Origin of the sequence: Cognatundibacterium luofuense (assembly GCF_018139685.1) — a bacterium.
GTDB lineage: Bacteria > Pseudomonadota > Gammaproteobacteria > Burkholderiales > Burkholderiaceae_D > Undibacterium > Undibacterium luofuense.
Genome location: NZ_JAGSPN010000001.1, coordinates 128107 through 153841, shown reverse-complemented (window position 1 = coordinate 153841; position 25735 = coordinate 128107). Strand labels below are relative to the sequence as shown.

The following is a 25735-nucleotide window of genomic DNA, read 5'->3' as shown; positions in this document are numbered from 1 at the left end:
ACTTTGCAAGCAATAAAACGGCGAGTACAACCACAATTAAAATGGCTAAAGTAACTTGACTGAAGTGTTCCCAAAAATCATTTCGCTTATCGAGATATTGGTCGTATGAAGAGAGGGCTCCTTCCAGCCATATTCCTCGTGAGTAATGATTAGCAGTTAAGGGTTTAAAAAGTAAAAGATACGCCTAAATAAACTCTGCTCTGCCGAACTCTTGAAAAGAGACTACCCAAAATTTGACAAGTATACGACGAACACTATTCCAGCAATAACAACGCCAGTTGCAAGAACGAATCGTACAACTTGATCATCAATCATCATTTAATTCTCCTTCCAAAACTTAATGTTATATTTATTTTAACTCAAAAAATAGCATTCTCATATATTTAACAATTTTTTAATATATATTATTTTTTTAAAATCATCAATTTATTTAATTGATACTACTTTAAATATATTGCAAATTCCGGCGCAAATAGCGAAAGCCCCTCCGCTTAAGTGCTGAAGTGTCAGTATTTTCATTGTTAACACTGCAGTTTACTCACAAAAAATATTATATTTATATTGGATACGCTTTTTCATTCGCAAGAAATGGATGAGTCTATGGTCGCAAATGCACGGCCTGACCATACACCTGATCACGCGTAACAATACGCCCGCCCCGTTGACAGCCCCCAACAGCGAAAAACGCACCAAAAATGTGCGAAATGCGGATTTCTGCATGGTGGTGCGTCTGTCGTCGGCAGAAAGTCTGGTTGTCCGTAAAATGCAGATGCGGTGTTCTGCACAATCGTTGCTGCTACACCGGTGTGAATCCGGTCAGGGTTCCGGTCAGTGCAATGCCTTCCCCCTGGCATCACCAACGAAAAAAAAAGGCCACTCTGCTTTCGCAAAGTGGCCTGAAAGTTCAGCTTCGTGCGCTCTATACACTGACTGAGGATATCGTTCGCGGGCTCTTGTTCTGATCAGCGGCCCTGACTGAAAACCATATTAAGAGTGATAAGCAGACTCGCCGTGGCTGGTGATGTCCAGACCTTCACGTTCTTCATCTTCCGGAACACGCAGACCAATCACAATATCCACCAGCTTGTAAGCAATCACGGATACCACGACGGACCAGACGATAGTCACACCAACGGCAGTTGCCTGTGTGATGACCTGATCGACGATGGAGTAAGGATCGGCTGACATTTTGTTGGCAACGTAGTCAAAAATACCCTGACCACCGAGCGAAGGGGCAGCGAACACACCGGTCAGCAAGGCACCGAGGATACCGCCGACACCGTGCACGCCGAATACATCCAGCGCATCATCTGCACCGATCAGACGTTTCAGACCGTTCACACCCCACATACAGACAATACCTGCCACCAGACCAATCACCAGACCACCCATAGGGCCGACATAACCGCAAGCCGGGGTGATTGCGACCAGACCTGCCACCGCACCGGACGCACCGCCCAGCATGGAAGGTTTGCCTTTGGACATCCATTCACCGAATACCCAGGACACAGTCGCTGCGGCGGTTGCCAGCAAGGTATTGACGAACGCCAGTGCTGCAACGTCACCTGCTTCCAGTGCGGAACCGGCATTGAAACCGAACCAGCCCACCCACAACAGGGATGCACCGATCATGGTCATGGTCAGCGAGTGTGGCGCCATGGATTCGCGGCCCAGACCAACACGTTTGCCGATCATGAATGCACCAACCAGACCGGCAATCGCTGCATTGATATGCACGACGGTACCGCCAGCGAAGTCCAGCGCACCTTTTTGCCACAGGAAACCGGCTTTCGCTGTTTCTGCTGTCAGGCTGGCAGCATCTTTAATTGCATCCGGGCCAGTCCAGAACCAGACCATGTGTGCCACTGGCAGATAGCTGAAGGTGAACCACAGCACCACGAATGCCAGTACTGCCGAGAAGCGTGCGCGTTCTGCAAATGCACCGACGATCAGACCGCAGGTAATCGCAGCGAATGTTGCCTGGAATGCGACGTACACGAACTCAGGAATCACCACGCCTTTGCTGAAGGTGGCAGCCGTTGTATAGCTGGCTTTGACCGGATCCCAGATGCCTTTCAGCATGACACGGTCAAACGAACCGATAAATGCACTGCCTTCGGTAAAGGCCAGCGAATATCCGTACAGGCACCACAGCACGATGATCACGGCAAAAATCATGAACACCTGCATCAGGATGGACAACATGTTTTTGGAGCGTACCAGACCACCGTAGAACAGGGCCAGACCCGGAATCGTCATCAGAATCACGAGCAGCGTGGCAACCATCATCCATGCAGTGTCACCTTTGTTCGGCACCGGTGCTGCTGCCGCCGGTGCTGCAGGTGCGGCTTCTGCTGCGGATGCCGGTGCAGCTGCAACCGGAGCGGCTGGCGCACTGGCCGGTGCGGCATCGGTAACACTGGCTGCAACCGGCGCTGCGCTTTCCGCTGGCTTAGAGGCAGCGTCCTGTGCGGCTGCCGGCATTGCCAGCACACCCAGCAGGGCTGCAGTACATAACACATTCTGAATCATTTTCTTCATCTTGATTTCCCCCTGAGCGGTCACAGTGCATCGTTGCCGGTTTCACCGGTACGGATACGAATGACCTGTTGCAGGTCATACACGAAGATCTTGCCGTCACCGATCTTGCCGGTACGCGCCGCGTTTTCTATGGCTTCGATAGCGCGGTCTGTGATCGCATCATCGACTGCCACTTCGATTTTGGTTTTCGGCAGAAAATCAACGACATATTCAGCTCCGCGATACAGCTCGGTATGGCCTTTCTGACGTCCGAAGCCTTTGACTTCCGTCACCGTAATTCCCTGTACGCCCAGATCAGAAAGCGCTTCTCTGACTTCGTCCAGCTTGAACGGTTTAATAATGGCTGTGATGAGTTTCATACTTTCCCCGGTCTCAGAATGATTTGACTGCTGTCAGCAACAGTGTGGTTTTGCCGGTAAATTTGCCGGCAGGTGTCACATACAAAGCTTTTTCGGCATTTGTACCGATCAGTGCGAGGCTGAACGCCACACCGTAAAATTCTTTGGTCACACCGAATTTAAAGTCGGTATAGCTGTATGCGCCGTTGTTCTTCACGATCTGGCGGCCTGCGTGCAGATTCATCACATAGCCATCAGCCAGTTCCACATTCGCACCGACATCCAGATAACCGCTGTTTTTACTGTTCACAAACCCGAACAGATTGGTCACGCTGTGCGAGTACTTCGCATAAAACGGGCCGGTGCCGATCTGACCGTAAATTTCAGAGGTATTGGCATTCGCGAAGCCAGCGACTTTGCCCAGACCGTTCGACGGATAGATATAGTTCAGCACGCCGACGTCATATGACCAGTCTTTGGCGATTTCGCCTTTTTTACCGAAGTACAAATCCCATTCGATATCGCCACCACCACCGGCATCCTTGGTCCATTTAATAGTGGACAACCAGGTGCCTGCATACAGACCGGTAGGATTGTGGGTATAGTCCGCACCACCCTGCAAAGCAGGATCCAGACGGGACTGAGAAATCCCGCGGTAACGGTATTCACTGGCCGCACCGACGTTAAAACTGACTTCATGTTCCGGTTTCGCGTCTTCGGCATAAACCAGTCCCTGTGCGCCTGCCAGCAAACCAACTGCAAGTACGATTTTCTTCATTGCGATACCCCTTCAAAGATGTAATACGTCAAGAATCAAAACGAAACCGAACTGAGTTCATCTGTTACCGGTAGACAAGACCTGAAGATCATTCGCAGCCCTGCCAGAAATGATTGCAATAATTCGGAACTAAGCATCACTTAGCACAAGTCGTGCCAACTACCCGAAAGTGGTATGCCCGCACTGCAACACACCATAAATCATTGATCGTTATGCAAAATTCCTGCTGGTAAAGCCTGGTTTTGCGCAGTCGCAGCGTCTGCTTTGCGCTATGATGAGAAACCACTGTGCGCCAACTGTGCAGTTTGCTAAGCTTGAATGCAGGATCTGCACTAATTTGACGCACTGCAACGGAAGGCACTTTCAGAATAGGTGGACTGCACAAAAAATGTGCAGAAAAAGCTAAAAAAACAACATTCAGGTGAAATCATGGATAAACCCAATCTCTTTAACGATCTCCAGAGCAAACTGAATCAGGTACTGGAAAACTCTCCGGCCAAAGACATTGAAAAAAACGTCAAAGCCTTCATGACCCAGAGTTTTTCCCGCCTTGATCTGGTTACCCGCGAGGAATTCGATATTCAGGCACAAGTGCTGGCAAAAACCCGCACCAAGCTGGAAGCACTCGAAGCCCGCGTTGCTGCAATGGAGGCACAACTGAAGGACGAATAATCCGCATGTCACTTGCTGTTCTGAAGACCCGTTCACTGAACGGGATGGAAGCACCGGCAGTCACCGTTGAAGTGCATCTGGCAAATGGCTTGCCGGCTTTCACTATCGTTGGTCTGCCGGAAACCGAAGTCAAGGAAGCCCGCGACCGGGTCAGAGCAGCAATCCAGAATGCGCGGTTTGAATTTCCCGCTCGCCGGATTACCGTCAATCTGGCACCCGCTGATCTGCCGAAAGAATCCGGCCGGTTTGATTTACCGATCGCCCTCGGCATCCTCGCCGCTTCCGGACAAATTCCGTCCGACGATCTGGCTGCTTATGAATTTGCCGGTGAGCTTTCCCTGTCCGGCGAATTGCGCGCGGTGCGTGGCGCACTGGCCATGACTTACGCGATCAGCCGCCAGCCATCTGCTGACTTACCTGCATTTGTTCTGCCCGCTGCCAGCGCACCGGAAGCCGCACTGGTGCGCGATGCAGTCATTCTGCCTGCCGCATCCCTGCTCGATGTCTGCGCCCATCTGGCCGCCACACAGCCCGAACACAAACTCACTCCGTACCGCGCCGAACCGGCAGCTGCTGTCGCGATGTATCCGGATTTCCGCGATGTGAAAGGACAATCCAGCGTGAAACGCGCACTGGAAATTGCGGCAGCCGGTAATCATTCTGTTTTAATGAGCGGCCCGCCGGGAACCGGTAAATCGATGCTGGCCGCCCGTTTTCCGGGCATTCTGCCGGATATGACTGATCAGGAAGCACTGGAAGCTGCCTCGGTACACTCGCTCACCGGCGGCTTTCACGCCGGTCTGTGGCGCCAGCGTCCGTACCGGAGCCCGCATCACACCAGTTCTGCGGTCGCACTGGTCGGCGGTGGGTGTGACTTTTCGAAATAAATGCGACATTTCTGAAATAGCTGCGATAATTGCCTTATGGAAAACTATAGTCATCCAAGTCAACCTGCATGTACGTTCGCAGGAAGCCCAACATGACGCATACCTATGGCGATTCAATTCAAACAGAAATTCAAACGTGTTAATCAAGCAATACGGCTAAAGGAATCCTTGTTGGCCGGGAACGATACTTTAATTGCATGGTGGTATTCCGGTTTCTATAAGAATAGGATGGACTCGTCGCAACCACACGTGCTTGTGATATTTAGAAAATTGGTTGCGGGCATTGTCTCTGACGAGGTAATCCCACGTCGAATTCCGCTCACCGCCCTTGGTCAAGTACGTATCGGTTCAGTCTGGAAGGGAGACGTCTGCCAAGCCGAAACTCAATGGACGAAAAACCGGTTCCAGGTCGACTTCACGGCGGGCGCATGGCGTTTCACATCTTTAGAGCATGCCAGAAAAATGCGTCAGGCACCGCCTTTTGAGCCTGAGACCTTTAAACTTCAATATGAAAACGACCAAAATTGGCTTATCGAGTTTGACTTGGCAAATGGAGGGAAGCTGCTAATCCCATGCATCGAGTTTTTCTCTCGGTGCTACGGACGGTCTGGCGAAGTCAAACGCATTTTGGCGACATATAGATGGCAGGGGCAAGCCGACAGTGTTATGGAAAGACTCTATGCCCCACTCGATACGCCGGATGAGCCTGGAAAATGGCAAGTACGCCTGCGCAAACGATTAGTAAAGGGGGACGTGGTTTTTCTCGCACATACAAAATACGACCCGTATACGCAGAGAGAAGCAAAGAGTATATACGCGCAAATTGAGGCAATGCATGATCCCCAACAGAAGTATCCTGCATTTATTAAGGTGGCACCTTGGTTTGAAGGACCAGCTGAGCTATGCGTAGCCGGCATCCCTTTTGATAATGGGAAATCATTCTTAGCGCTGCAAGTAGTTGGAATGAGCGACCCGCAAGGCTTGCTTATTTTGCGTTCGCGTGAGAATAGCCGTGATGCAGAGAAGCCGGCCCCCGAAGGAAGCCCTGAAGCTTGGGCTGGAGTGCCTGATCGTGTGCTCGTAAAATATCCAGATATTGTTGATCTCACCGGAAACTTGGAACCGGACCATGAAGCAGGCGCAATGGAGATCCAAGACCCTGACTTCGAAATCCTTGGGGAGTCCCGTGCAGTAATTGATGTAAGAGCTAACCAAGCAACCACGTTTGCGGGACCGAAAAGTGATACACCCACGCCGTCCACAGTATCTGGTGGTGAAACACATGGTAGCGGAAAAGGAGTGGGATACGCATCAATCCATGCTAGGCCAGTCTTTGAATCACATGGGATGGTGCGAGATATGTGGGAAGCCATGTTACGGCTGCAAACTACCCGGCCTGATTTGATTCAAGCATTGTCATGGTTCACTTTCAAAGATGGATTTAGTTCAGACCGAACACCAAGAATGATTGCACTAGAACCATTCGACGAAGATGCTGAGGCCACAGCTACTGCGCGTCGATTCCCTTACTTGGACCCAACAATCCCATCGCTACGAGGCGTTCTGGTCGCGCGACTCACGCAATCTGACGGCCCAACATATATTATGGAGATAATGCGCCGCCCAAAAAGAATCGCGGCCGATGATGGTGAGCTAAAAGATGCGGAAGAATCTTTTCAAGGATTAATTTTTCGTCTAACTCACGAAAATCAACTTATTCCTTGGTTACGCGAAATCCTGTCTAGAATCCGTCATGAAAATGGAGTATTTAAACGATTAACTGGAAGCTGTCCAGGTATAGCCGACTCATTCTCGCACCGCCTTTCAAGCAACCTAGCTTCTGATTGCCTACCATGTGAGTCAATAGTACTTGGGGCAATAGCGAAATTAAAAGGACGAACATCGCCGGCTGATCTGGAGACATAGGTATCGACAACAAGGCGGATACCGGTGCCGTGATTCAGTCCGTAACTGGTTCGGCGTAGGCATTCGTATTGCGTGGCAGTGCAGAGTTTGTATTGAAGTCGGAACCAAGAATCCCAAATGTTTATGAAAATAAAAATGCCTTTGGCTGGGTTGCGGTCGCCCGGCCTGCGTTATTCAGACATTGATTTCGTCAAATGGGAACCCGCACAGAAAGCGTTAATAGAGTGAGCCATGTCAGCACAGACATTAACCAGGTCATCGAGCAACGCTGCCACGAGCTGGTGCTGACGCTTGAACGAGCGCAGCGTCTTACTATTAAGAGTGATCGGAGCGACCCAAAATCGCTTTTCAGGCTGCTCGATTTGGGATTCGAAACTCTGTAACCAGTCAAAAAAAAGGCCAAGGAAGTGGCTTTGGATGGCTGTAAACGCATGCAATGTTAGCTATCGGAGCCAGATCAATGAAGAAGAATAATGGATTAGCTGAACAGAATAATTCGTGGTTGGAGGCTTGAGTGGCTGCTGCGACCACTACCGGGCATTCGAAGGGCAGCGCGACTCATGGGCAGGAAATTTCCATATGCAGCTCGGTTGTTTGGCCTGTGACAACGAGTTTTCAAACTACCATGTGATAATATTTGCAAAGGTGGAAACGCAGAAATTCAAGGCTGAGGGAGGCTGCATGCCAGACATGTTAGAAACAAAGAACGATTTCACGTTTGTGGCAGAAAGTGCTGGGGCACTCAACATACTTAGGGCAGTAGAGGAGCCTCTCAATGCATATGGGCCTTGTTGGTGCAAGTCTGGCAAGAAGTGGAAGTTTTGCCATAAGGATCGTGAGAAGCGAAAACCTCTGCCGTTTGGGAAGATCAACGCGGACCGACTGAAGCATTACGCTACCGGATCGTGCCAGCATCCGCAAGCGGCCAATACGACCTGTTCATCGCCGGATTCCATAAAGTCGCACACGATCCAACGTCGGGGAGGGCTAGGTGCCATCTCCGAGAACGGTCATGTTTACTCTACCCATAAGGCATTCGCAAACTTGGAGAAGCGAGCTGGTCAGGTCGATATGGAAAAGATAGGCGTTGGCCAAGCATCAACCTTCCCCGGCTTCTGCAGCCATCACGACACGGAACTGTTCCGGCCAGTCGAGCAGGTGAACTCCAAACTAGACGCTAACAACTGCTTCCTGCTTTCACTTCGTGCAGTCGCCTATGAGTTAGCGACCAAAGATTCCCAGTTGCGCTCGAATGTGGCGCAAAGGGAGTTCATCGACTATGGCATCTCGTTCGAAAATCAGGCAATAGCTCAAAACTTCCTTTACCTGAAACAGGTTGGAATAGAGCAAGGTCTCAAGGACCTCACCCTGATGAAGGCACTGTACGACGAGGCCTTCCAGTCACAAGACTTAGGTAAATTCAGCTTCTACAGCGTGGAGTTTGACAAGGTCCTGCCGTTCGCAGCAGCGGGTGCTTTTATGCCGGAGTTCGATTTCACGGGTGCTCAACTTCAAGAAATAGATGTGGGGCAGCCTGTCAGCCAAATCGCACTGAATATCACAAAACTGGGCGACAACAATACCTGCGTTGTCTTTGGCTGGTTCGGAGGTGCAAACTGTGCCGCCGCCCGACTCGTGGACTCCTTTAAGGCCATCCCGCACCAAGAAAAGGCAAACTCACTGCTTGCGCTGGCCTTGGAGCACCTTGAGAACTTCTTCTGCACGCCGAGCTGGTGGGACGGGCTGACTCCCGAAGTCAGCGCAAAGCTGCATCAGAAGATTGCGGGAGGCTTACTGGCTCGGTCTCAAACTGCTCTCGTTGAGCCCGGCTTGAGTGCTGTCAGCGCGAACGTAGCAGGGAGCATTGAATGCTTCTCTCTTTGAGAACGAATGGCAACTGCTTGGGAGCATTCATTAGACCCAGCCGTGCGGGAGCGAAGGACGACAAAAGCTGAAGAGCGCTTGGCGGCATCAAGTCAGGGCCCGCTATATGGTCAATTCCAACCGGCACGATGGTCAATCGTGATCAGCACTCGCAGCACGCAGATATATTAGGTCGACACCAGATAAGGCTAAAAATTTCCTAGAGATAAGCATCGTCGTCTGAATGTATTGCACTTATATTCAATAAAAAATATGACGACAGGAAAAATTTCAAGAAGACCGAACGTCTCCGCGTTTGCTGGTTAAATCAACATTGATTGTTGCATTTTCGAAAATTGTACGCTAACGTCTGCAGATCTTTGTTAATTATCATCTTGACAGTTAAACCGTAGCGAAAACATCCATGGATCAGGCGCAGGAATCAACACACGTAAACACAAGACCTCTTCGCGTGCTAACCCTCGACGGCGGTGGAGCCAAGGGCTTTTATACTTTGGGGGTACTCAAGGAGATTGAAGCCATGAGCGATTGTCCCTTGCACCAGAAATTTGATCTGGTGTTCGGGACCAGTACCGGGGCAATTATTGCCGCCCTCATTGCGCTTGGGAACAGCGTCGACGCCATCCTGAAACTGTATCGCGACCACGTGCCGGCCGTTATGTCACAGAAGAGCGCCGCAGCCAGGTCCAACGCACTGAAGGCATTGGCGGTAGCTGTCTTCGGCGATGCGAAGTTCGATGATGTCAAAACTGGGGTCGGTATTGTTACGGCGAGGTGGCTTGCCGAACGCCCGATGATCTTCAAGGGTAGCGTCAGCCAGGCGCATGGCCGGGCTGGTACCTTCGTCCCGGGATTTGGCGTCCCGATTGCCGATGCAGTAAAAGCATCTTGCTCAGCCTATCCTTTTTTTGAACGCACAGTTATTCATACGGCAATGGGAGAGGATGTCGAGCTTATTGATGGCGGCTACTGCGCCAACAATCCGACGCTGTACGCGATTGCCGACGCAGTGCACGCGCTCAAACGGGGCCCTGAAGACATTCGACTCGTCAGTGTCGGCGTTGGAGTCTATCCCGATCCCAAGCCAAGTTTTCTGATGATGTTGGCGAAGAAATACTTGGTTAGCGTGCAGCTGTTGCAAAAAACCTTGGAGATCAACACGCAGTCTATGGACCAACTACGGCAAGTTCTGTTTAGCGATGTCCCAAGTATCCGTATTAGCGACGCGTACGTAACACCCGAAATGGCCACGGATTTGCTGGAGCACGATCTCAAGAAACTAGACCTACTGTTTCAACGCGGCCGAGAGTCGTTCGCCTCGCGCGAGACGAAGCTGCGAGAGTTTTTGATGTAACTGAGGAAAAGATGCCAATACCGGAAACCCAGCTGGTAACGTGGTCGCATCAAGGATCGATCACCCAGTCGAGTGAGACCTACAATTCGATTAAGAATGTGTTGGAGGCTAACACGACCCCGTATGCGGACAAGAACTTTAAGGTGTTCCTGCAAGGGTCATATGGGAACGACACCAATATCTATGCTGAAAGCGATGTAGATATCATCATTCGCCTGGATGACTGCTTTCAGAGCGGCCTGTCCGACCTGACCGATGAAGAAAGAATCGCGTATAAAGCTACGTTCAAGGACGCGACCTATACGCACATCGAATTCAAACGCGATGTGTTGGCCGTACTGCGCGCGCAGTACGGCGATGCGGTGACTGATGGCCATAAGGCGATTACCATTGACGCAAATGGCGCCCGGCGTAAGGCCGATGTGATAGTCACCATCCAATATCGTCGCTACTCTAGGTTCAACCCCGTTACAGGTTCCGCCTACATGGAAGGGATCTGTTTCTGGGACAGTAATGGGGCCATGATTGCAAACTATCCAAAGCAGCACTCTACCAACCTGGCACTCAAGCACCAAAACACCGCCAATTGGTTCAAGCCCATGGCACGTGTGCTGAAAAATATACGCAGTCGTTTGGTAAGCGATGGCCTGATCAAAGCGGGAACAGCGCCATCATATTACATCGAAGGCTTGCTTTACAACGTCCCAAATGTGAAGTTCTCGTCCAGCTACCAGGAGTGTTTATTGAATGTGCTGAACTGGTACCAACGGGACGCATCGAAAGGAAATTTGGTGTGCGCGAACGAGCAGTACTACTTGCTGCGCGACGGTTACGCTACTTGCTGGAATCAAGCGGATTGCGATGCATTTATCGAAGCGACCATTAAGCTTTGGAACAAGTGGTAGCCCCAAATGCGCTAGAGATCTGATCCAACGCGCTGCTCTAGCCACCGGTTCAGCACTGCAGGAATGAACCTACGATGTCGGCGCAACGGCTGTCCTCGCAGCACGGAAAACGTCTTGGTGATGTGACATACCGAGTACCGTTGGAAATCGGTGGATGTCCGAATCGCTTGTTAAACCTAGATGCACAAAGGAGAAAGCATGTCCGACTACCCGACGATCAACGCCCAGCCAGCCGGCGCGATGTTCTATCGTGCAGATCTACATATACACTCTCATGGAGCCTCGCACGACGTCTCTGACGTCTCCATGACGCCTGCGAATATTGTGGCTACTGCGGTGTCGGAAGGCATCGCCATTATGTCAATCACCGACCACAACGACATCTCAAATGTCGAGCAAGCGATAGCGGCTGGGAAGAGTAGCGGTGTCTTGGTAATCCCAGGTGTCGAGCTATCGACTGCCCAAGGGCATTTGCTTTGCTATCTTCCCGACCTCCCTCGATTGATTAAATTTTTCGCCAGCCTGAGCATAGTCGATTCTGGACTGCCTACTTCCCGCTGCCAGCAATCTATCCTTGAATGCCTGACCTTGGCAAATACGCACGGTGGGTTCGGCATCCTTGCCCACGTGGACGTGCCCTCTGGTTTTGAGCATGACACCCCTGGCGCTTCACCGCACAAGGTGGATGTTATTTGCCATCCGGCGCTGGCAGGCATTGAGCTCAAACATGCATCAGCGGAGATCCACTATTCGCCGTTTGACAACCATGTCGAACGGGCCCACATGGGGCAAGAACGGATTTTGCGCCTTGGTCTTGGAGCCAAGCAATATCTTGCCCGGGTGGTTAATTCGGACTCTCACTCTTTGAATGCACTCGGCCGAAATGCATCTAACGACAAGCGGATTACGCGCTACAAAATGGACGAACGAAGCTTCGCCTCCCTGAGGATCGCACTGGAAGACGCCGACGCACGAGTTCGTATTGAGGACCTCATACCTCAAGCTGTACCCCATGTCGTTGGCGTAGCAATGGAAGGCGGCTTCCTAGACAAGCAAGTCATTCAGTTCAATCGGAATCTCAACTGTATCATCGGTGGTCGAGGCACCGGCAAGTCAACTACCTTTGAGAGTGTTCGCTGTTTGATCGACTCGGCAGATGAACCTGGCAAAGTCGTCGATTCTGAAGTATGGCCAGATGTTCTGCACCTCGTCTGGCAGGACAAAGCGGGGCAGCGGCACCTATTGACGCGACATAAAGAAGGCGACATAGAGAATGTCGATGATCCAGATGGCGGACCAAATGCCTTCGACATAGACTGCTTCGGGCAAGGTGACGCCGCACGAATTAGTTTGCAGTCTCAATCCAATCCACTGGCACTGCTGAACTACCTCGACAAATTTGTAGATCTTGGAGCCCTTTTGGCAGAGGAGAACGAAGCACGCGATGAGTTGCTGGCCCTGCAGACAGAAATAGAAAAAGCGGAGCAGCAGGTGGCATTGATTCCGCAGTACCAACGCCAGCTTCAGACGACGCGCAACGCCTTGCAGGCTATGCAAAAGGCGGAGGTTCAGGCATTAATCAAGCTTCAGCGGCAACTGGCCACCGAACGTGAACTTCGAACCCAGATTGTGGTAAAGCTTAAGCAACTTAAAGGTAGCGGCGACCTCGCAACCCAATCGACGGCAGCGGAAGAAATTGCAGGCCTGGCGGATTCAAAATCATTGGCGCTTGGTCAGAAAGAATTTGAAACGATCGTCACCGAGGTAGACACCTTCAAATTACTGGTGGTCGACGCAAAAGCAAAAATAACTGCCGGTGCAACAGCGTTGGAAAAGGCCGTCACCGTGCAGACGAACGCATGGAAGCTGAAGGACACAGAGGCGCAAGGGAAAATCGACGCAAAGAAGAAGGAGCTGGAATCTCTCAAAATTACATTTGATATGTCGTATATCACTAAGCTAGCAAACGATGAGGCAAGTTTGGTAGCGACTCTAAAAAACCTCGAAGCGTGGAACGAAAATTTGAAGGCCGCACGACGTAATCGGCTGACTGCGCTGAGTCGTCGACGCGCTGCGCGCGACCGGATTGCCATTCAGCGTGAATCCTTCGGACGCATGGCCACAAAAACGCTCAGGGAATCTCTGTCCGATCTTCAGGTAAGCTTAAAGTACACAAGCAGCGCTTGTTCCCCTGAGGCTTCTGAACAGATCATTGCGGCGATGAACTGGCGCACGAATCAACAGGTACGCGCAAGCTACCTAGTCGAAGGTCTCACTGTGCCAAATTTGCTGGAAGCGATACAGGCAAACGATCCGTCACCGCTCACGAAGTTGCTTACAAAAGAAGGCGCTCAGGTCTTCGATTTGACCGAGGCAAAGCTTGTGTTGGATCGGCTGTCTGTCCAAGCTGTACGTTTCGCACTGGAACGTGTAGCACTCTACGATGTTCCAAAGCTGCAAGTTAGCAAACAGGTACCCGACGGCGCCGGCGGAACGCGAACGATGCAGCGCGAGTTTTCGAAGTTATCGCTCGGCCAGCAGCAGTCCATTCTTCTTGCGCTGATGCTTTCAGCGAACAGTGATAAGCCTCTCATTATCGATCAGCCGGAGGACAATCTGGACGGAGAATTTATCTACTCCACGTTGGTACCCGTTTTGCGACGGGCGAAAGAGAGACGCCAAGTAATTATCGTCACCCATAACGCTAATGTGGCAGTGCTGGGAGATGCAGAACAGATCATCGTCATGAAGGCCAACAATGATCGCGCGGAGATTGTCTCTCGTGGATCGATAGATCGAACAGATACGCGTGATGCAGCCTGTGCCATCCTGGAGGGAGCAAAGGAAGCGTTCACACGACGGTCAAAAATGTATGGCTTTCTGAGCTAGCCGCCGCCATACAACTATGGAATGATTGGCGAAACACGCCGTACCGATGTAAAAACTGGAGTGATGGTGGGGAAAAATATAACGTTATTTATGTGGGGCTATCAACCACACTTCCGTTCGGGTCTCAAATATCTGGCAGAAAATGTGCTGAAAGCGATCGGCGCGGATGTTGAAGTAGAAGTGCTGCTGGTTGGAGCACGACGCCCGGAAGGTACAAGAGTTCATCCGGTATGTATCGAGCCTGAGGACGGCAAATGGAGCATTGCTTTATTTGAAGACCTGTTACCCGCCATCGAGAGTACATACAAAAATCACGATCAGCTCCGTATGGTTTACGGGGATCCTCGCGCTAACAGAGAAAAATTTGAGTGGGCAAGAAGAGACTCAGTTCGGGACTGCATCCAACGATTTCTCGAACCCTACGATCAGAAAAACAACGTTACGTCGTTTTGCGGCCAATCCCGATGTGTTGATGACTACTATGTCACCCCGGTCATCCAGCTATCAAATAATATCTTTGAACAGTATCCGTTACTCCCTCTCTGGAAGAGACGAAACGACCACGACAGGCCTGGACACCGCGGGATGATCCATGCATCAATGCAGGCCATCCTTAGCGAAGCGTCAGAAGCGCTTGAGGGCGATGAAGCTGGAAGAAATTTCAGTGGCAATATACGATCCGCTGAGGAGATCGTACGTATCGCAGCACGAAATTTCCTATGGACAGCAGGGAGTTCAACAAACGCCCGCCACTACAGGAATGATCTTTTTGACGTGTTGAATCTTGTGTCTTCCCTAATGTACGAAGGGGCAAAAGGAACCGGCGAATTGAAGCTCATCAATGTCGACCAAGACCGAGTTGAATATGTGGCAAAATTTTCTGAACCGGTTTCACTACGCGAACCACGTTGGGTACGTAAAGTCTTAGAAATGGCGAAATACGGAGTATCAATTGTCAGCGACTGTGACCATATCTACGGCATTGGAACCCCTCAGATGGATAGCTCTGCAAACGAACGCAGCGGTTTTAACGTCCGTTTCATTGACCATTACCATTGGGAGCTTCGCTACCATAAGCAAGTTCTGCTCCGTAGCCACTATTCCATACCCCGCTTGCCCAAGGAACCATTCAATCAGGATCACTTCATCGCAAACTATCGCCGTCTTTTTCCTCATTCAGAAGTAGAAGATGCGCACCATTTGTGGTCAATGATGATGGTTCAAATGCAGCAAAGACATGGCAGCATGATCGTAGTAGCAGCCGATGTTGCAACTGAATCCCAGCGCCTTAGCGCACAAGGAACCCGCATCGAACCCGTTCATTTAACAACAGAACTACTCCGGAGCGCTAGCGGTATTGACGGTACGATCATGCTGGATCCACTCGGTAATTGCCACGCGATCGGTATGATTCTGGATGGTGATGCAAGTGAACAATGTACACCTTCCAGAGGATCGCGATACAACTCTGGAGTGCGTTACGTGAGGGCTGGTGCTAATAAGAGACTTGCGATCGTAGTGTCGGACGATGGCACGGTCGATTTAATTCCCCAACTTCGGCCAATGATTAGCGGGCCATTGATCGAGAAAAATATCGCCTTGCTCGAGCAGGCGACGCGAGAAAACTACAGGGAGCCCAGGAACTGGCTGGATAGTGAGCGCTTTTATATAAATTCAGAGCAATGCATTCGGATCAACGCAGCTTTGGATCGTTTAGATGCGCTCCCACACATCGAAGACATTTATATCCTGACCCCTCGTTTTGTGCCCCATCCCGAAATGGATGAAAGCTACATTTTAGGCGATAAGTGAGCACTATCTAGTTCTCATTTTAGCTCTCAGAGAAAGGTCATATCGCACTTGGGCCGTCAGCCCCAGAACGAAAATCCCATTGCGGCACAAAGGATGCATTCCCATTTAAGAGGACTAAAAAATTGCCATCTGCATCAGTCGACAACGAAAAGTGTTTTAATTTTTTGCTAACACGTCGTGGCAAACCATGGAAATACGCTAGCGAAATTGATATCCACTCCGCCTCGAATGCATCGTCGCGCTGCCTGTCGTCAAGAAGTTTGATCATTTCCACTTCGAGTTGCTTGCGACGCCTGGCCACCGCTTTTCGGTCATCTACTCGAACGACGAGGTTTGTCGCATATTGTCTGTTTAAGAATGAAATAAAGCCGAACTTAAAGCTGCGTTATCGAGCATCGATTCCGCCAGCAGGTGCTTGAGTTGCGTACTCTCGGCTTCCAGAGCTTTGAGTCGCTGTGCATAGTAGACGCAGTCATGCCGCCGAATTTGGCTTTCCAGTTGTAGTAGGTGGCTTCGCTGATGCCGCGCTGGCGACAAAGGTCAGCCACTTTTTTTCCGGCGTCCGCCTCCTTTAAGACGCCGATGATTTTGGTTTCCGTAAATCACTTTTTAATACTACCTTCTACAGGCAGACTCTACATCTTTATCGCACTAATCTTAGGGATCTGGTCACAACTACCTCACAAATTTAATTTAACTAAAGCTTAAATTTAGTGAATCGCCATTCAGCAGTGCCAGCTGGTATTCGGGAGGTGTTTGTTTGCCTATATCCACAGCAAGACGCAAGTCTTGAACAATGTAGGGAGCAAGGCACTCTCTAACCTTTAATCTCAAAGAAGCAGCACCGGGGAAAAACTCGCAGGCAATCATTTGTCTCTGATGTTCGTTTAAACTAGGATGAGGAGCAATCAACAAATCGACTACATTCATCCACCCAGTGTCTTGTTCTCTGATCCTGCCGATAGCCTGACAAGAGGTACTGTCCGACACCGCTGTAGAAATTCGTCCCAATGTGAAGTCAAGGAAATCTGAGCGCTCTGCGCACCAAGCCCTCATATGCCAGCGTCGAGGTGCTCTAACCAATGCGTGCGGAAACACAAGACGCTCAGTTCCAAGTGGATGATTCATCGACCTATAGTTGATCCGTAGTCCTTGTTGACGCTTGATAGCCCGAAAAATCACAGAAAATATTGCCGGCGAAATCAGTGAAAGATCCATTCGTGCATCTACGACGCCAACTCCGGAGATCAGTGGCGCTCCAGGCAGCCCGTTTAATATGTGCAGATATGTGTCTGGGGATCGGGGTAATTGATCTTTTGAGGATCCATAAAGCATCTTGAGAGGTGCGTGTGCCGATGCGCGCTCGGCTCGACCTATCATTAACTTCATAAGGCCGGACATGAGACGGCTAGCATAGACGGGCTTTACCCCGAGCAGCTCTCGTATACGTTCGTTCGAAAGTTCGCCTTCCCAGTGAATCAACTGCTCAAGATCCACAAGACGCGAGGAACTTGCATCTTCAGTCGAACTTGGCGACGTTTGAATCTGTTTCAAATTATTCATTTGCTTTAATTGAACTGTATGACAAATTATACTTTACCATAATTAATACTGTAGTATAATTTATCCTCAAGGATAATTTATACTCAAGGATAATTATTTACATGAACCTGTTTGATCGGCTGCCTCCTGGCATCTTTAATCCTTTGACCGGCCGCAACAACAGGCGAACATGGGAGCTATTTGTCCGCCTATCGGAACGGTTTTTCGGCCCAGACTCTGTCCCTCCATTTCCCGACGGATATTTACTCGATCAAGTAACGAAAGAAGTTGAACGCTTCTTGCTTGACCACGATTGGGATGATGGAGAGGAAATTACCGATACTCCTATTGCCGCTAAAGCGGCAGAACTTGTAACCCGTCTCTCCGATACTGGCTGGCTGATTAAAGAAAAGATCGGCATGCGAACCTTCATCAGCATGCGCCCAACGGTTATGCGCTTCTTCGAAACATTGCAGCAGTTCGCTACAGAAGACCCACAACACATCGGGGGAAGCATCCAGCTGGTTTACAGTCAACTGCAAAGTGTCCAAAAGGATCCGCAGGGCCAGGCCGCAGGATTTGCAACAGCGGCGCAAGTGTGCGCCCGAATGATCAACTCATTGAACGCAACTACAATTCGCGCTCGGGACTTAATGAAGGATCTAATTAAGGAAAATACGACCCCCGGGTTCATCAAACGCTTTTTTGCAGAACATATTGGCGAGTTGTACGTGCGCGATTTCAAGCAGCTGCGTACCGAAAATCATCCGCTATCGCTGAGATTTGAAATCATCCACTTAGTTACTGAGGTCACTTCCAACGAGATTCAGCGCGCGAAGATTTTAACGGGATATGTAGAAACGTCAGGCTTATCTCCTGTCGAAGCCGAGTTGGCGCTCGATCGAGACGTAGATCGTTTTCGACGTCTACTGGATGTTGAGACTTTCCTTGAGCGTATGGATCGTGTTATGGAAGCCGCAACGCAGCGTGCCTTGGCCTTCATCAACTATCGGCTTAAAGCATCCGACCGACTCGAGTACGCTATTGAAGATACGCTAAACACTATGACAAGGATGGAGAAAGCTGGACTTGAGATCGAAGGACGATTGCTGCCAGCTCCACCGATTGTTTCCGAAGCCCGTCTGCAATTACCTCGACCTGCGCCCATTAAGCCAAAGCGCCTAACAATGCTCAAACGTGAATTAACGTTGCAACAAAAAGCAATGCACGAACTACGCAGAGCTATGATCGCCAGCCGCGATATGTCCCCAGCGGCAGCTAAGCGGTTCATTGAATCGATCCTGGAGCCGGGGCAAACTTTGAACGCTACAGAAATTCCCATCAAAGAGGTGCGTGATGCTGTGTCGTATTTAGGTCTAATGCGCATCGCAGCGCAAGCAGAACGCACTTCGCATCGAAATAGAAATCCGTTGATGCAGAGGCTCGGGTTTAATGCAAAGTTAAATACAAACGACAAAGAAAAAGCGGAAACTGACTTATTCATTACCCCTAATTTCAGCATCTCCAGGAAAGAAAACTATGCCCCGTAATTGGAACGATCTCGCTGAATCGTCAGAAGGAACATACATTGTCGACGATTTCAAACAAGCCTTATACCAATTGGTTGTTAGCCAGTGCTTGTATGCACGGTTTCGTCGACAGGCTGTTTCGTACCGAATAATTAGTATGTACCGCAGAGAGTTCATGGAAGCCGCAGATCTAATGGGCCTGACATTAGTATTCAAAGATGAGCAGGAATACTGCTTTGTCCGACAGGATGTCACAAAACTAGCAATGATGGACATTCAGGAAACTCGGTTTCTCCTTACATTAAGAAAGCTATATCACATGCGCGGTAGCGTTGGGGATCTCAATGAACGGCACGAAGCTATTGTAGGAATAGAGGAATTTGAAACCGTCTTCAAAGAGCTGACAAAGCTGGATTTCAATAAAGGAGGCGGAGATCTAAGGACATTGCTTAAAACTTCACGATCGCGAGGTTTAGCTATGGAAGATAGCGAGGTACTCAACGATGGAGACCCGCAACCCTTCGCGATATCAATTCTGCCAGCCATCGCTGACATTTTCAGCGAGCAAGCAATTGACCGCTTCGGTGCCAGTCTGAAAGCCAGTCTGGTGGGCAATGAACCATTAGAAACTGAAACCAATATCTCACCGGATCAAAGACGACAATGAAAAAATTAAAAAAACTCCATGTCATCCAGTTTTCATTCTGGGATGTCGAATCTTTCGTCTTTGATAAGGACTGTACCGGCATTATTGGCGCAAATGGTGCCGGCAAAACAACACTGATTGATGCAATTCAAATTGCACTTGTTGGTGCAAACAAGCAGCACATGCATTTTAACGCTCAATCAGTTCAGAAAGACTCAAGGCTGCTTCGCGACTATGCTCTTGGTGCGATGCGATCAGGTGATAGTGAAGACCAAAAACAATCCGTAATCACTCGAAAACGTGAGGAAGCGCTATCCTACATTACGCTCATTTTCAAAGGTGATCAGCCTTCAGATACTGTCAGCGCTGGCATCTGCATTCACTCCACTGCGACGGACAGGGATCACAAAGTTTTAGGGCTTTACGTGCTACCGGGAGTTGAACTTCAACAGGACGATCATCTGGAAAGCCGGGGTGCAGAAGGTCGAGCTCCGATGGATTGGGCGCAATTCGAAGCGCTCATCCGGGGCAAGGCAAAAGGGGTCGGACTCACGCCAACGATTACGACCAAGCCCGAGGCTTATCTTTCAGAATTGCTCCATAGCATTCAAGATCCAGAACGTCATATAGACCGCAATCAATTCCTGCGAGCGCTTAAACACAGCATCAACCTTAAGCAAGTGGATGGCGTGGGAGTATTCCTTCGCAAATATCTGGTGGAATCTACTCCTATAGACAAGCAAGGGACACTTTTGCACATCAAGACAATGCGTCTACTTGCACGAAAGATTGAGGAGATAAAAAACCAGATTGCTAGACTACAAAGCATTGGAAAACGGTTTGAATCAGTTCGACATTTTCACCAGCAAAAGGCGGTAGCTGCTGCAGTGAGATTAACGCTTCAAGTTGAAGCCGCAGACACGAATTTGTCAAATCTTGGGATGGAGTTGGATCGACTTGGGGATGAAATTCGAACCGGGCAAAGTAACCTTACAAAGCTAAAAAAAGATACTGAGTTGATGAAAGGCCTCGTTGAGGATTTAATCAGACAACAGGCATCAGATCCTGAAATTCTCAAATCAATCCAGGCTGATCAAATCGGAAATCTGAACCGACAAGCAGCTGAGAGTAGCAAGCGGACGCTCCTAAAAATAGAAAACAAAGTCAGAATTGCTTTAAGTGCTGTCGCTGCAGAGTTAGAATTCCGCAAACATACAGACTCGTTGGTATTCCGAGAATTCGTCGAGCAACTAGATGAACATGCTGCTTCAGGGCCAATTGCCAGTACCTCACTGATCGGCAAAGCCTTCGCCGCGTTGGCAAAAATTAAGCCTGACCTGTTTAAGTATGATGAATCTGCGCTTATTGCAATAGACGAAGCCAAACGCGCCTACGAATCAGCCAATGAACGTCTTAAAGCTAGCGCCAAAGGCATGCGACTTGAATTGGATGACAGTATTAGCGAGGCGATGTCAATTTTCCGTTCGGAAGATATCGATTGTGCAACGGTAGCAAGCCTCGTACGAATTACGGATGTAAAGTGGCAAGGAGTTATTGAGTCCTTTTTGGCTCGCAATCGCTACGCATTGGTCGTTGATCCGGGGCGTGAGCAAGATGCTGTACACCTGCTCCGAGCTTCGCGCCGCCCACTTTATGGCGTGACGGTTGTGCAGCCGCGGCACTTACAAGAAGATCTACATCGTCACTATGAATCCAACTCTGTTGCAGCACTGATCACCGGCGACCACCCTGTGGCGCTTGCCTTTCTACGACGCATGCTTGGGGCTCTACGGCAAGTAGAGAGTGAACAAGATTTGGAAAAACACCCACGTTCCATGACACAGGATGGTATGTTGAGTGCCAATGGTGGTACCACGCGATTGCGCCTCATCGAGCCACAACTTTGGTCGCTTGGCGTACAAATTTCTTCCGTGGAACGAATTGGTCTTGAAAATGAGCTTCGCGAAGCTGACCGTGCGTGGATTGATGCAAAGAGTATTCGCAATCGAACCAAGACGGCTATTGAAGAATTGCAGAGCGCTATTACTGCATATACTATTGAGGAATACGAAGCGGCGATCGATGCTATGAATATCGCGTTCGTCACTATGTCAGCAGCTGGTGCAATCTCCTCGTCTGAAAAAGCACAGTCGTTGGCAGAAAAGCTCAAAGCAGCGACCATAGCTAGGCAAGCTGCAGATCAAGCTGTTCTAGACCAGACAGAACTTCTTGCAACCAAAACTGAGGCAAATCGAGTTAAAGTAATTGAGCGTGATGCCGCCAAGCTCCAATTTATTGACCTATCCGCGAAATGCCAGATGGCCCACGAGGAACAGGACTATGATGCTGAAGCGGCCTCTACTCTCTACAACGAGTGCCAATCCAAGAATGTGCAACTTGGAGTCTCTGCAGCGATGGAGCATCTCGCTTCAAAAATTATTCATGCAAACAAGCGCATCAGCACAGACGAACCTCAAGTTCATGCCGATTTCATTACCTACATCAACGAGCAAGCGATCGCACTCGTCGAAGAGCGTTCTGATTGGCGCCTTGCAGCCGTATGGGTTTCCACACATACACAGCGCCTAGTGAATTCTACCCTTTCCGAATATGAAGGCGATGCAGCACAAGCTCGATCTGCCGCCGAACAGGCTTTCAAAGCGGACGTGAAATTCAAAATGCGCGAGGCTATTCACCGAGTACAGCAGGAAATAGGTGATCTCAATCGCATCCTCGACAAATGTCCCGAATTTACTGGTGGTGAGCGCTACCGCTTTTCCCACGAAATATCTCCTATGCACCGCGATCTCTACGAATTGATTTTAAGTGATGCAGATGCGGGACAACCATCATTCCTCGACGCCACAGACAACGATGGGACACAAGGCAAGTTGGTCACGTTATTGGAAGCTTGCGAAAGCGGTGACGATAAGGGAAACAACCCTTTGGAAGATTACCGCCTACTGTTCAACTTTGACCTGAAAATCATCGTTAATGGCATGGTGGTGGATAAGTTGAGCAAACGGATGGGTGTTGCATCCAACGGAGAGCACCGCGTACCATTTTATGTAATCGCTGGTGCAGCGCTAGCTTCCGCGTATCGAATTAAGCCAGGGGCTCAACATCGAGGTGCGGGGTTAATGCTTCTCGATGAAGCTTTCTACGGCATGGATGCTCAAAACTCCTTTGTAACAGCCGAGTTTCTCAAATCACTAGGACTGCAACTTATCTTGGCGGGCCCGGACACCGATGTGGGCAAGCTGATTCCTGTGTTAGACAGCTATTATGATGTTTTCCGGCCAGACAATGGTGCCGATGCTTACTTTTCTCATGTTCAGATCAAAGAGGCTGCAAAGACACTACTGCAAAGTGACATCCCAGAGATGCATCCGCACCTGGTCGAACAGAAGATGCAGCAACTTTCGATGATCTAGATATGAACATCACAGCAAAGAAAGCGCTTGAGAAGCTATTGTGTTCTGCAGAAAACGTCGCAGGAAAATCAGCGACAGATAGTAACAACTCCTTCGCGAGAACGATCCAGGTACGGTTTAACCAATCCTCCTTCCCAGACTATTTGGGAATAGTAACACACGCGGAAAAAACCTCTTGCAACGCAGCCTTGAGGCTCGCAGAACGTGACGGAGCCATTAGCATAAAGTGGGATACCCGAGCTGGTAACTTTGAGCGTATTGAGCATATCCGCCTAGTAGATGGAAATACCTTGGCCACAGTACTTGGAGTAACACCTAGATGGGACACAACTAATGCTGCTGCTATGGCATTCGCGCCATACTTGAATACACATCCAGTTCTGTCGAATATCTTAGACACATGGCGCAAGGGCGCACCAGTCCGCACAACGAGACCCAGTAAAGAAGCGATTCAAGACTGGCTTGATGCTATTCGCGTAGTCAATGCCTGCCGTGAAACATCAAAAGACAATCAAACAGATACCCCGATAAAAAGACTTAGCATTGCGTTATTTTCTGATAGTAAGCGCATAGAAGGCATTTCACACCTTATTGACGTATTAACTCAAGGAAAGACCACTGGCTTGCCCCGTAACGAGGAGGAAATTTTTCAAGAAATGGGACTGGTCAAATTTCCCCCGACACTGCTCATGGCGGCCAGTCAAGGGGAGTGCAATCGGGTGATCGTCCAACTTGCAGATGCCTCTGTGAGCGTCGCCGCGCCCTATCTGGGATTCCCCCCTCAAGCTGTAGTCGCCGTGAATCTTCCTCAGAAATCAATGACAGTGTTGACAGTGGAAAACCTCACAACCTTCCATGAAACGGCTGAATATCTTCAATGTGTATTAAAGTCCAGCAGCCCAATACTGTTGATGTATACAGGAGGCATGCCTAGTCCTTCATGGCGCCGCGTATATCGTAAAGCATTGTCAAGTCTTACTGAAGAATCTGCCGTCTGGCATTGGGGAGATATCGATGCCGGGGGCTTTCGCATTGCAAATAAGTTGGCGGAAGACTGCAACCAGTGTGGACACGTCCTACGCCTTCATTTGATGAACGTCGCGCCAACATCAAGCAGAAAGAGCCTTTCGGACGCGGAGATTAGCGTCATTACTGCAATTTGCGCTCGCCACAAATGGGGTGCCGAAGCACAATCGGTCGAGGCGCACCGCTCCGCAATTGAGCAAGAATCGATACCAGTGCAGCTGCCAACAACGTCGAGGGTATTTCATTGTAGGTAAGAAACACTGTCAGTATCTTGGAAATATGGCTCAGTAAAACTGTTGACGCAAGCTACGACTCATAAACTAATTTGTAGTAGATCTGGCTTGATCCGATACAGACTGTCAAACAGGATAGAGTTCTACGATAACAGACAAATGCCAGGCAAAACCGGACATCCCTTTCCAGAGCAAGTCTACGCGTCGTAAGTAAAGGAACCGTCAATTGACGCGAAGCATGTACTGCCAACATTACTAGGCCGACTAAAAATTTTATTAATCAGAGGAAGGGGAGTACGATGACGCTATCATTGGAAAATAGCAAATAAATCGATAAAAAAAGGGGTAGCACATTGCCGTAGATTAATATGTGGCCTTTTGGTGATTATTAAGAAAAATCATGAAAATACTTAATGGCTGTATAGCTATACTTATGTACAGAAGGTGCGGCGCTTCGGCAGCAAGCGTATAGAAGGCGTCAACTCCCTTATCAAATTGACTTATCTCAGCTTTATCTGATTTATCTTACAACTTAATCGCCTTCAACAGCCAGTAATACAAACCTGTACTATCGAAAGGCATCCCTTATTAATGTCTCAAGGGATGCGTCCCTGAATCTCAAGTTATAGGTTATGCTACACCCACCTTCTACTTCTATCGTCCATTAAAAAGGGGACGATTACCATTAAAACCCTATATGGCGCATATGGGAAACATTTGAGGATTAAATATGGGCGAAGCAAAGCGACGGGTACAGGAAATAACGAAAATAAAGAACGAATTCAAAACGTGGCAGGAAAGTTTAACAAGCGACGAAAAGTTGGTAGCAGAGATTGCAATTCGGCTAGAAGAACGACTAGTTCGAGGCCGTAAGTTCTATGGTGGTTGTTACCATCTTGCATTTTTTATGACACACCATCTTTCTCTCCAAGGAATAAATCTTCGTCCGGTTATTGGTTGGGTAAATGATGGCCTTTGGCAGGGCATGACTTCACACGCATGGATCGAGTTTAATGGGCGAAAAACAGATGTTTCTTTGACTTACTGCGATCAATCTGATGTGATTCCGACTGGGGAATTAATCGTTCACGATCGTGTTATCCGCCATGGAAAAGCATCCTATACATACTATGAACACAACGACCCTGCTGCCCAAGCTGGCCTAAAGTGGATGCAAGAGCAATCACAATTACAAGCCGTCATTCAGAAAAAAATGATTGAGCACGAACGTATGCGAAATATTGTAGCAAACCGTACATTCAAAGAGTACCTGGAAAACGCTCCACATGGCGGACGTTATTCTGAAATTACCGCTTTAATCTCTTAAAAGAAATTTATG

The 25735-nt window shown here is 49.3% G+C and carries 17 protein-coding genes and 2 pseudogenes; 13 read left to right on the top strand and 6 right to left on the bottom strand.

Features of this window, described 5'->3' with window-relative positions; genetic code table 11:
• Positions 1–987: 987 nt before the first annotated feature.
• The 3 genes from KDM89_RS00670 to KDM89_RS00660 are packed head-to-tail and all read right to left on the bottom strand — an operon-like array spanning position 988 to position 3657.
• Positions 988–2541 carry an ammonium transporter gene (locus tag KDM89_RS00670; protein WP_329604591.1) on the bottom strand — a complete coding sequence of 518 codons (1554 nt, stop codon included), beginning with the start codon at positions 2539–2541 and terminating at the stop codon, positions 988–990.
• A gap of 20 nt (positions 2542–2561) precedes the next feature.
• A complete protein-coding gene (gene glnK / locus KDM89_RS00665) occupies positions 2562–2900 on the bottom strand; it encodes a P-II family nitrogen regulator (RefSeq protein WP_212686035.1) in 339 nt (112 codons plus the stop codon).
• 13 nt (positions 2901–2913) lie between these two features.
• Entirely contained in the window at positions 2914–3657 is a 744-nt protein-coding gene (locus KDM89_RS00660) for a TorF family putative porin (RefSeq protein ID WP_212686034.1), read from the bottom strand.
• 429 nt (positions 3658–4086) lie between these two features.
• Here KDM89_RS00660 and KDM89_RS00655 point away from each other — a divergent pair, with 429 nt between their 5' ends.
• The 8 genes and pseudogenes from KDM89_RS00655 to KDM89_RS00620 all read left to right on the top strand — a co-directional run bounded on the left by KDM89_RS00655 (position 4087) and on the right by KDM89_RS00620 (position 15986).
• Entirely contained in the window at positions 4087–4329 is a 243-nt protein-coding gene (locus tag KDM89_RS00655) for an accessory factor UbiK family protein (RefSeq protein ID WP_212686033.1), read from the top strand.
• 5 nt (positions 4330–4334) lie between these two features.
• A pseudogene (locus KDM89_RS00650) lies at positions 4335–5198 on the top strand (YifB family Mg chelatase-like AAA ATPase); the annotation flags it as partial.
• Between the two features lie 123 nt (positions 5199–5321).
• Positions 5322–7142, top strand: a complete 1821-nt coding sequence (locus tag KDM89_RS00645; RefSeq protein ID WP_212686031.1) for a hypothetical protein — start codon at positions 5322–5324, stop codon at positions 7140–7142.
• 579 nt (positions 7143–7721) lie between these two features.
• On the top strand, positions 7722–9026 hold the full coding sequence (locus KDM89_RS00640; RefSeq protein ID WP_212686030.1) for a hypothetical protein: 1305 nt from the start codon (positions 7722–7724) through the stop codon (positions 9024–9026).
• A gap of 403 nt (positions 9027–9429) precedes the next feature.
• Entirely contained in the window at positions 9430–10380 is a 951-nt protein-coding gene (locus KDM89_RS00635; RefSeq protein WP_212686029.1) for a patatin-like phospholipase family protein, read from the top strand.
• Positions 10381–10391: 11 nt separating this feature from the next.
• Positions 10392–11285 (top strand): nucleotidyltransferase domain-containing protein, encoded by an 894-nt coding sequence (locus KDM89_RS00630; RefSeq protein WP_212686028.1) that lies wholly within the window; start codon positions 10392–10394, stop codon positions 11283–11285.
• 198 nt (positions 11286–11483) lie between these two features.
• The gene (locus KDM89_RS00625; RefSeq protein WP_212686027.1) at positions 11484–14174 is read left to right on the top strand and encodes a TrlF family AAA-like ATPase; all 2691 of its coding nucleotides are present in this window, start codon (positions 11484–11486) and stop codon (positions 14172–14174) included.
• Positions 14175–14195: 21 nt separating this feature from the next.
• Positions 14196–15986, top strand: coding sequence for a hypothetical protein (locus tag KDM89_RS00620; protein ID WP_212686026.1), 1791 nt, complete (start codon positions 14196–14198; stop codon positions 15984–15986).
• Between the two features lie 37 nt (positions 15987–16023).
• Here KDM89_RS00620 and KDM89_RS00615 read toward each other — a convergent pair whose 3' ends face one another.
• The 3 genes and pseudogenes from KDM89_RS00615 to KDM89_RS00605 form a co-directional block, all read right to left on the bottom strand.
• On the bottom strand, positions 16024–16260 hold the full coding sequence (locus KDM89_RS00615) for a hypothetical protein (RefSeq protein WP_212686025.1): 237 nt from the start codon (positions 16258–16260) through the stop codon (positions 16024–16026).
• A gap of 101 nt (positions 16261–16361) precedes the next feature.
• Positions 16362–16573: pseudogene (locus KDM89_RS00610) on the bottom strand (transposase); the annotation flags it as partial.
• 106 nt (positions 16574–16679) lie between these two features.
• Positions 16680–17540 (bottom strand): WYL domain-containing transcriptional regulator, encoded by an 861-nt coding sequence (locus tag KDM89_RS00605; protein WP_212686024.1) that lies wholly within the window; start codon positions 17538–17540, stop codon positions 16680–16682.
• A gap of 110 nt (positions 17541–17650) precedes the next feature.
• Between KDM89_RS00605 and KDM89_RS00600 the strand changes: the two genes are divergently transcribed.
• The 5 genes from KDM89_RS00600 to KDM89_RS00580 all read left to right on the top strand — a co-directional run bounded on the left by KDM89_RS00600 (position 17651) and on the right by KDM89_RS00580 (position 25723).
• Entirely contained in the window at positions 17651–19078 is a 1428-nt protein-coding gene (locus tag KDM89_RS00600; protein WP_212686023.1) for a Wadjet anti-phage system protein JetA family protein, read from the top strand.
• Positions 19068–19724, top strand: coding sequence for a DUF4194 domain-containing protein (locus tag KDM89_RS00595; RefSeq protein ID WP_212686022.1), 657 nt, complete (start codon positions 19068–19070; stop codon positions 19722–19724). Before KDM89_RS00600 ends, KDM89_RS00595 begins: the two co-directional genes overlap by 11 nt.
• Positions 19721–23137 (top strand): SbcC/MukB-like Walker B domain-containing protein, encoded by a 3417-nt coding sequence (locus KDM89_RS00590; protein ID WP_212686021.1) that lies wholly within the window; start codon positions 19721–19723, stop codon positions 23135–23137. The genes KDM89_RS00595 and KDM89_RS00590 overlap by 4 nt, the downstream gene beginning before the upstream one ends.
• Before the next feature lie 2 nt (positions 23138–23139).
• The gene (locus KDM89_RS00585; protein WP_212686020.1) at positions 23140–24417 is read left to right on the top strand and encodes a Wadjet anti-phage system protein JetD domain-containing protein; all 1278 of its coding nucleotides are present in this window, start codon (positions 23140–23142) and stop codon (positions 24415–24417) included.
• 709 nt (positions 24418–25126) lie between these two features.
• Positions 25127–25723, top strand: coding sequence for a lasso peptide biosynthesis protein (locus KDM89_RS00580; protein WP_212686019.1), 597 nt, complete (start codon positions 25127–25129; stop codon positions 25721–25723).
• Positions 25724–25735 lie beyond the last annotated feature (12 nt).

Bases quoted from the DNA above. Each gene is read 5' to 3' on its own strand.
- KDM89_RS00670 (WP_329604591.1), bottom strand. From the start codon at position 2,541: ATGAAGAAAATGATTCAGAATGTGTTATGTACTGCAGCCCTGCTGGGT.
- glnK (WP_212686035.1), bottom strand. From the start codon at position 2,900: ATGAAACTCATCACAGCCATTATTAAACCGTTCAAGCTGGACGAAGTC.
- KDM89_RS00660 (WP_212686034.1), bottom strand. From the start codon at position 3,657: ATGAAGAAAATCGTACTTGCAGTTGGTTTGCTGGCAGGCGCACAGGGA.
- KDM89_RS00655 (WP_212686033.1), top strand. From the start codon at position 4,087: ATGGATAAACCCAATCTCTTTAACGATCTCCAGAGCAAACTGAATCAG.
- KDM89_RS00645 (WP_212686031.1), top strand. From the start codon at position 5,322: ATGGCGATTCAATTCAAACAGAAATTCAAACGTGTTAATCAAGCAATA.
- KDM89_RS00640 (WP_212686030.1), top strand. From the start codon at position 7,722: ATGCAGCTCGGTTGTTTGGCCTGTGACAACGAGTTTTCAAACTACCAT.
- KDM89_RS00635 (WP_212686029.1), top strand. From the start codon at position 9,430: ATGGATCAGGCGCAGGAATCAACACACGTAAACACAAGACCTCTTCGC.
- KDM89_RS00630 (WP_212686028.1), top strand. From the start codon at position 10,392: ATGCCAATACCGGAAACCCAGCTGGTAACGTGGTCGCATCAAGGATCG.
- KDM89_RS00625 (WP_212686027.1), top strand. From the start codon at position 11,484: ATGTCCGACTACCCGACGATCAACGCCCAGCCAGCCGGCGCGATGTTC.
- KDM89_RS00620 (WP_212686026.1), top strand. From the start codon at position 14,196: ATGATTGGCGAAACACGCCGTACCGATGTAAAAACTGGAGTGATGGTG.
- KDM89_RS00600 (WP_212686023.1), top strand. From the start codon at position 17,651: ATGAACCTGTTTGATCGGCTGCCTCCTGGCATCTTTAATCCTTTGACC.
- KDM89_RS00595 (WP_212686022.1), top strand. From the start codon at position 19,068: ATGCCCCGTAATTGGAACGATCTCGCTGAATCGTCAGAAGGAACATAC.
- KDM89_RS00590 (WP_212686021.1), top strand. From the start codon at position 19,721: ATGAAAAAATTAAAAAAACTCCATGTCATCCAGTTTTCATTCTGGGAT.
- KDM89_RS00585 (WP_212686020.1), top strand. From the start codon at position 23,140: ATGAACATCACAGCAAAGAAAGCGCTTGAGAAGCTATTGTGTTCTGCA.
- KDM89_RS00580 (WP_212686019.1), top strand. From the start codon at position 25,127: ATGGGCGAAGCAAAGCGACGGGTACAGGAAATAACGAAAATAAAGAAC.